The sequence below is a fragment of the Planococcus sp. A6 genome (assembly GCF_028823615.1).
In the GTDB taxonomy this organism is placed as follows: Bacteria; Bacillota; Bacilli; order Bacillales_A; family Planococcaceae; genus Planococcus.
Genome location: NZ_JAPEHT010000008.1, coordinates 38,731 through 45,134, shown reverse-complemented (window position 1 = coordinate 45,134; position 6,404 = coordinate 38,731). Strand labels below are relative to the sequence as shown.

The 6,404-nt window shown below is 50.8% G+C and carries 6 protein-coding genes; 1 reads left to right on the top strand and 5 read right to left on the bottom strand.

Annotated elements, in window-relative coordinates; all coding sequences use genetic code 11:
* Positions 1-3: 3 nt before the first annotated feature.
* From ON064_RS02445 to murB, 5 genes are all read right to left on the bottom strand, one after another.
* Positions 4-339 carry a fluoride efflux transporter FluC gene (locus tag ON064_RS02445; RefSeq protein ID WP_274623466.1) on the bottom strand — a complete coding sequence of 112 codons (336 nt, stop codon included), beginning with the start codon at positions 337-339 and terminating at the stop codon, positions 4-6.
* Positions 336-689: a fluoride efflux transporter FluC gene (locus tag ON064_RS02440; protein WP_274623465.1), complete on the bottom strand. Its 354-nt coding sequence runs from the start codon at positions 687-689 to the stop codon at positions 336-338. The genes ON064_RS02445 and ON064_RS02440 overlap by 4 nt, the downstream gene beginning before the upstream one ends.
* A gap of 32 nt (positions 690-721) precedes the next feature.
* Positions 722-3,079, bottom strand: coding sequence for a penicillin acylase family protein (locus ON064_RS02435; protein ID WP_274623464.1), 2,358 nt, complete (start codon positions 3,077-3,079; stop codon positions 722-724).
* A gap of 85 nt (positions 3,080-3,164) precedes the next feature.
* Complete coding sequence (locus ON064_RS02430; protein WP_274623468.1) at positions 3,165-4,640, bottom strand: potassium/proton antiporter; 1,476 nt, start codon at positions 4,638-4,640, stop codon at positions 3,165-3,167.
* A gap of 104 nt (positions 4,641-4,744) precedes the next feature.
* Entirely contained in the window at positions 4,745-5,662 is a 918-nt protein-coding gene (gene murB, locus ON064_RS02425) for a UDP-N-acetylmuramate dehydrogenase (RefSeq protein ID WP_274623463.1), read from the bottom strand.
* Between the two features lie 202 nt (positions 5,663-5,864).
* On the opposite strand from murB, the gene ON064_RS02420 reads away from it, so the two are divergent.
* Positions 5,865-6,389 (top strand): YceI family protein, encoded by a 525-nt coding sequence (locus ON064_RS02420; RefSeq protein ID WP_274623462.1) that lies wholly within the window; start codon positions 5,865-5,867, stop codon positions 6,387-6,389.
* Positions 6,390-6,404: the final 15 nt, after the last annotated feature.

Here is a 6,404-nt window from a genome sequence, read left to right as displayed (position 1 = left end):
TTTTTACATAGAAGCAATGGAATAGCCGACCGCAAACAGCACTAAACCAGAAACAAGCGTCGCGGAAATATAAAAGATGCCTTGCTTCCACTGGCCGTCCTCAAAATCCTTCACGCTGTCGAGCGCCATCGTCGAAAATGTCGTGAAGGCGCCGAGAAACCCGAAGATTCCGGAAGCTGCCGGCACACCCGCCCCGAGGCATGCACCGATGATGAGCGAGCCTAGACTGTTGACGAACCAAGTCGCAAGTTTCGGCTGGCGCGCACGATTCTCCACCGCCATATAGCAGAGATAGCGGGCCACGGCACCAAGAAAGCCGAATATCGAGATGCTGATCATTCGACCGCCCCCTTGCGCCCCGCTAACAACCCCAAAGCCGCTGCAACAATCGATGCGGCCGTCATGCCAAGCGCATACATGATGCCTGTTAATAAGGACGATTCAAGCAGGCGGAACCAATCCGCTGAAAAGGCCGAAAAACTCGTGAACGAACCGATCAGCCCGGTCGAGACGAACAGCCGCGTTCTCGCCGAACGATTCACCAATCGGGCTGCCGCGATGCCGATGATGAAACTTCCGAGAATGTTCGCAAGCCACAAGCCCAGACCCGCCCCGGCGAATTGAAACACAGCCGCGCGGAGAAGCGATCCGGCCATGCCGCCGAACCCTACAGCCAATATGTTTTTCATAAAATCCCCCGAACGTTTTTCTCCAGTATACCTTATTCAGGAATGAGCGTTAATTCGGCTCCTTCCACATCGCCTTCGATGCGGGTTTCATGAAACTCGCCTTGCGCCCATTTGTCGACTTGGTTATGGAAAAAGTCGGATTTCACGTGGCCGCTCAGCCCTGGCCCGACAATGTGATAGGCTTTCGACAAATCGGCAAGGTCTGCCACAAAACGCCAAGAGGCCCCGTGATCGACATCTCCATCATCATTGAAGGCCGCTGCCTGAACGGTAATATTCGAGCCGCCCACCGGCACCTTGTCCGGATTCAAGAACCGCTCGAGAATCGGTGAAGCCCCCGCGACAGGATGCGGGAAGGTCAACTGATGGTATTCGCCCCATTCCCAGTCTTGCGGATCGCTGCCTTGTTCAGCTTCGATATCATCGAGAGCAAGATCGAGCGAATCAGCGAGCCATTTCCCTGTACCGCCATATTCACGGACCCATGCGCCCTCGTCTCCTTCAAAAGCTTGGCGCAACATAGCGTCAGTGATATGGTTTTTGCCTGACAGCATATCGTAGACATCTTCAGGAAATTGTTCTTCGAATAAGGTGTCCGGCAATTGGCGCATCCATGTATGGAACACGAAAGGCGCTGCTTGCCCTGCACTGTCGACTTGGTCCCATTCCCGCAGCATCTTGAATAATTCTTCATGCTCATCCGTCAATTTTTCGACTTCTGCCATCATCCCTTCGAGAAATTCTGCAGCGTACAGATTTTTCTGGTCCATCTGCAAGGCCATCATATCTTCCGCAGTCAGTTTATCGTTCCCTTCGAGCACTTCTGCAATGCGCTCATAGCGATAAGGTTGCGCCCAGAAATCCGTAATATGGTACGGATAGCTATCATCTATGACTTGGTTATTGGCGGTCGCGATAAAGCCGGATTCCGGATTGACCGAACGCGGCAATTCATCGAACGGCACATAGCCGTCCCAGCCATATTCAGCAGAATCACCCGGCACCGGCAATTGCCCATCGCCTTGCTTGCGGATTGGAATACGCCCGTTCGCTTTGTATGCAATGGTGCCGTCAGTCGATGCGAATACGAAATTCTGTGCAGGCGCCTGGAAATCTTCCAAAGCCGTTTCGAATTGTTCCCAGTTCTCCGCTTTATTGAAATTCAGCACGGCCTGCAGCTCAAGCGTCGGCTCAAGCGCGGTCCACTGCATGGAAAAGACGGCGGAAGGCTCTTCTTCTTCATATAAGACCGGCGATACGACCGGGCCATGGCGGGTGACGAGCACTTCGAAATCGACCGTCTCCCCGTCTTTTACTCGGATCGGTTCTTCCAGCACTTCTGCTTGCTCCCACTGGCCTTCATAGCGGAACTGTGTCGGATCGTCAGGGTTTGGCGTTTCGATATACAGATCCTGTACATCCGGTCCGACATTCGTCACGCCCCACGCGATCTGTTCGTTATGCCCGAGAATGATTCCCGGAATGCCAGCGAAGATGACCCCGCTGACATTTTGTTCAGGGGACTCCAAATGCATCTGGTACCAAATGGATGGCGTGCTGAGCCCGAGATGCGGATCGTCTGCTAGTAGCGGCAGCCCGCTTTCTGTCTTATCGCCTGAAACGACCCAGTTATTGCTGCCGTTGAACTCTGGCGGAATGACCGACGGATCGAACGCACCTGCGACCGACACTGGCCGCTTTTTATTGGCCGCCAAAATAGCAGGCGCTTCTTCCGGATAGCGGATGAACAGTTCACGCGCTTTATCTTCCGGGAATTCATTCAATGCCCAATGCCGGACAGCGAGCGAATTCCAATGGCCGCCGAGATCATAAGCCATGAATTTGCCGATCGCCAAAGAATCGACAGGCGTCCACGGTTCAGGCTCATAGCCGAGCAGCGCGAATTCATAGCTGAGGCGCTCCTCTTCTTTCGCTTCTTCTATATACGCATTGACGCCTTCCGCATACCATTCGAGCACTTGTTTCGCTTCTTCCCCGTAGCCGGACCAAGACGCTTCCCCGGCGCGGCGCAAACTGAAGGTGCGGAAATATTTATCGGTATCGACGGCTGCTTCCCCGATCACTTCAGCCAAGCGGCCGCTTGCTTGCCGCCTCGATAAATCCATCTGGAACAATCGGTCCTGCGCCTGCACATAGCCTTGCGCCCGGTACAGGTCCGCATCGCTTTGCGCTTGGATATGCGGCACGCCGATATCATCCCGTACGACGGTCACTTGTTCTTCCAGCACGGGTACAGCTACTTCCCCTTCAATGACTGGTTTCGACTTCGATATGTAAGCGTTTGCAAAAATTCCTACAACGGCGGCCAATGCAATCAGCGACCCGAATGCAATCAATAGCCATTTCCCCCATTTTTTCTTTTTCATCATTAGATCCCCCTTTTTGCTTTTCATTCGACTGGCGCCGTGGAAAATCCTTCCTAAGCATCAAAAAAAGCTTGCCGCAGAGGCAAGCTTAGTTGACGAAATCTTCTTCTCCAAGCACCAGTTTCACTTTCGGCACTTGTTTCTTTTCAGTAAGGACGTACAGCACATCCCCTTTTCTGAGACGCGTCGTTCCAGTTGGCATGACGAGCTTGCCGGAACGGATAATAGCACTGATCAAGGTCTGGTTCGGCAGGCCGATCGTCTGTACCAACTGGCCAGCGAAAGGCGATTTCTCCGATAATTCAACTTCAAGCATTTCTGCATTGGCACGGTCCATCGACACCAATTCCAAGGAATGGATTCGCTTTGGAACCGGACGGCCGTTCAACCCAAGTTTCTCGGCAAAAAACGAGATGGTCGAACCTTGCAGCAACGCAGACGTCAGCACGATGAACGAAACGATATTGAAAAACAGGATGCTATTTTCCATGCCGGCGAGCATCGGGAACGTCGCTAGAACGATTGGCACCGCTCCACGCAACCCTGCCCAGGACATGAACAGCTTTTCTTTCAAATCATAATCGAAGAACGCCGTACTGATGAAGACGGCGATTGGGCGCGCTACGAAAATCAACACGAACGATAGCACAAGCCCTTTCCAAATAAGATCCCAATCAGCCAATTGGCTTGGGAAAACGAGCAGCCCCAGAATGACGAACATGACAATTTGCATAAGCCAAGCGAACCCTTCATGGAAGGATACGATCGAATAGCTATGCGTCAAATCACGCGTCCCGATCACCAGCGCTGCCAAGTAAACCGCAAGCAGACCACTGCCGCCAAGGACAGCTGTAAAGCTATAGATGAAAATCGCAAAGCCTGCGGCAAGTACCGCATAAAGGCCCGATGCATCAAGCCGGATCCGGTTGATGGTCCATGACGCGAAAAATCCAAGTGCCAATCCCAGGACCAAACCAAGCCCCATTTGAAGCAGGAAGCTGCCGAGCATCGTCCAGACCGATGAATCTGGGATCATGATCAATTGCACGAAAGCGATGGTCAAAAACATCGCCATCGGATCGTTCGTTCCTGACTCCGCTTCGAGCGTTGAGGAGATTTTGGCTTTGATGTTTTGGCCTGCGAGAACGGAAAATACCGCTGCGGCATCCGTCGAACCGACGATAGACCCAAGCAGCAAAGCCTGCAGCCAAGTCAAATCAAAAACATAATACGCTGCGACAGCCACAATGCCTGTCGTGATCAAAACCCCAAGCGTCGCCAGGACGATCGAACCGCCAAGAACCGGGCGGATATGCTTCCACTGGGTTTGCAAACCGCCTTCGAAGAGGATAATAATGAGGGCAACAATTCCGACCATCTGGGCAATTTCTGCATTGGAAAAGTAGATGAGACCTGAAACATCACTGCCTAACACCATGCCGAGGAACATAAACAAAACGAGCGAGGGAACGCCGGCGCGAGCAGATACTTTCGTCATCAAAACGCCAGCAAGTAGGAAGATCCCGCCGATCAAGATTATACCGTCTACACTAAAGCTCTGTATATTGACCACCCACTCCGCAAATTACTTTGAATTCATTATACCATAATAATGGCCCTACTTAAAAAAGCGTGGCACTCCTTCTAAGGGAGTGCCGCTAGTTTAAATCAAGCCATTTCTTCGCCGACGATTTTCACTTCAAGCTCCAAATCGATGCCGAATTTTTCGAACACCGCTTTTTTCACCATTTCAATCGTTTGAATGTAGTCATTGGCGGTCGCGTTGTTTTTATTGACGATAAATCCGGCATGTTTTGTCGAAACTTCCGCACCGCCGAATCCCTTGCCCTGCAATCCGCTTTCCTGGATCAGCTTACCGGCAAAATTGCCCGGTGGCCGTTTGAAGACACTTCCGGCAGAAGGGAATTCAAGCGGTTGCTTGCTTTCCCGCTGGAACGTCAATTCATCCATTTTCGCGTCGATGAAACGCTGCTCGCCGATTTCGAGACCAAACTCGGAAGCAAGGACATAAAAGCCTTTTTTCGTGATGATGCTTTTGCGGTAGCCGAGTTCCAGCTCGTCTTTCGTCAAGACCAGCTTTTCCCCTTCTTTGGTCAAGACGGTCGCCCGGACGATGACGTCTTTGATCTCGCCGCCGTATGCGCCGGCATTCATCGCCATCGCGCCGCCGATCGAACCCGGGATGCCGCAGGCGAATTCCAAGCCTGTCAGCTGGCTGTCCGCTGCTGCGCGGGATACTTTCTTAATATCTGCGCCCCCTTGGGCAATCACAGTTGTTCCGTTAATCATGATGCCGTCCAATTTCTTGAACGTCAGCACGATTCCACGGACGCCGCCATCGCGGACGACCATATTAGAGCCGTTCCCAAGCATCAAAAGCGGAATATCATTGTCATATGCGTATTTTACTGTATAAGCTACTTCATCTTCAGTTGTCGGTGCTACAAATATATCGGCCGGCCCGCCCATTTTCGTCAATGTATGCAAATGCAGAGGCTCGTCCATTTTGACGTGATCTTCTGCCACAAAACGGCGCAGATCCGTCAACCAAGTTTCTTTCATCATTCCAAGCAAATCCCTTCTAAACTTTTCGCTCTTAATAGTATCCATTTTTCATCATGTTTTGACAAGCGATATTGCCTTGTTAAGGACTAAAGTCCGGATAAATTTTATCTCTAATTAAAACTATTTTAATTAAAACCTATTGACTTCGAGATATTAGTTGTTTATAGTAAGGCTAACACATACGAAATTGGAGGAATTACTCATGAAAAAATGGACAGTAGACCAAGCGCATTCAGAAATCGGATTTTCCGTAAAACATATGATGATCTCAAAAGTGAAAGGCTCTTTCGCTTCATATGAAGCACAGGTGGAAGCAGATGAAAACAACTTGGAAAACGCTTTGATCGATTTCAAAATCGATGTAACAAGCATCGATACCAATAACGAAGACCGCGACAATCACTTGCGTTCAGCAGACTTCTTCGACGCTGAACAGCATCCCTATATCACTTTTAATGCAACAGACATCCGCAAAAAAGACGAAGACGAATACGAACTCGCAGGCGATTTGACGATTAAAGGCGTAACGCGCCCGGCGAAATTCGAAGCGGAATATGGCGGCAAAGCCACTAACCCTTGGGGCGTTGAAGTCGTCGCTTACAACGTCAACGGCAAAATCAATCGCAAAGATTTCGGTTTGACATGGAACCAGGCGCTTGAAACAGGCGGCGTGCTTGTCGGCGAAGACATCAAATTGAACTTGGAAATCCAAGCGAACCCAGCATAAGTAAGCATAAAAAAA

Coding starts and splice junctions, on each gene's coding strand:
- ON064_RS02445 (WP_274623466.1), bottom strand. CDS start 339: ATGATCAGCATCTCGATATTCGGCTTTCTTGGTGCCGTGGCCCGCTAT.
- ON064_RS02440 (WP_274623465.1), bottom strand. CDS start 689: ATGAAAAACATATTGGCTGTAGGGTTCGGCGGCATGGCCGGATCGCTT.
- ON064_RS02435 (WP_274623464.1), bottom strand. CDS start 3,079: ATGATGAAAAAGAAAAAATGGGGGAAATGGCTATTGATTGCATTCGGG.
- murB (WP_274623463.1), bottom strand. CDS start 5,662: ATGATGAAAGAAACTTGGTTGACGGATCTGCGCCGTTTTGTGGCAGAA.
- ON064_RS02420 (WP_274623462.1), top strand. CDS start 5,865: ATGAAAAAATGGACAGTAGACCAAGCGCATTCAGAAATCGGATTTTCC.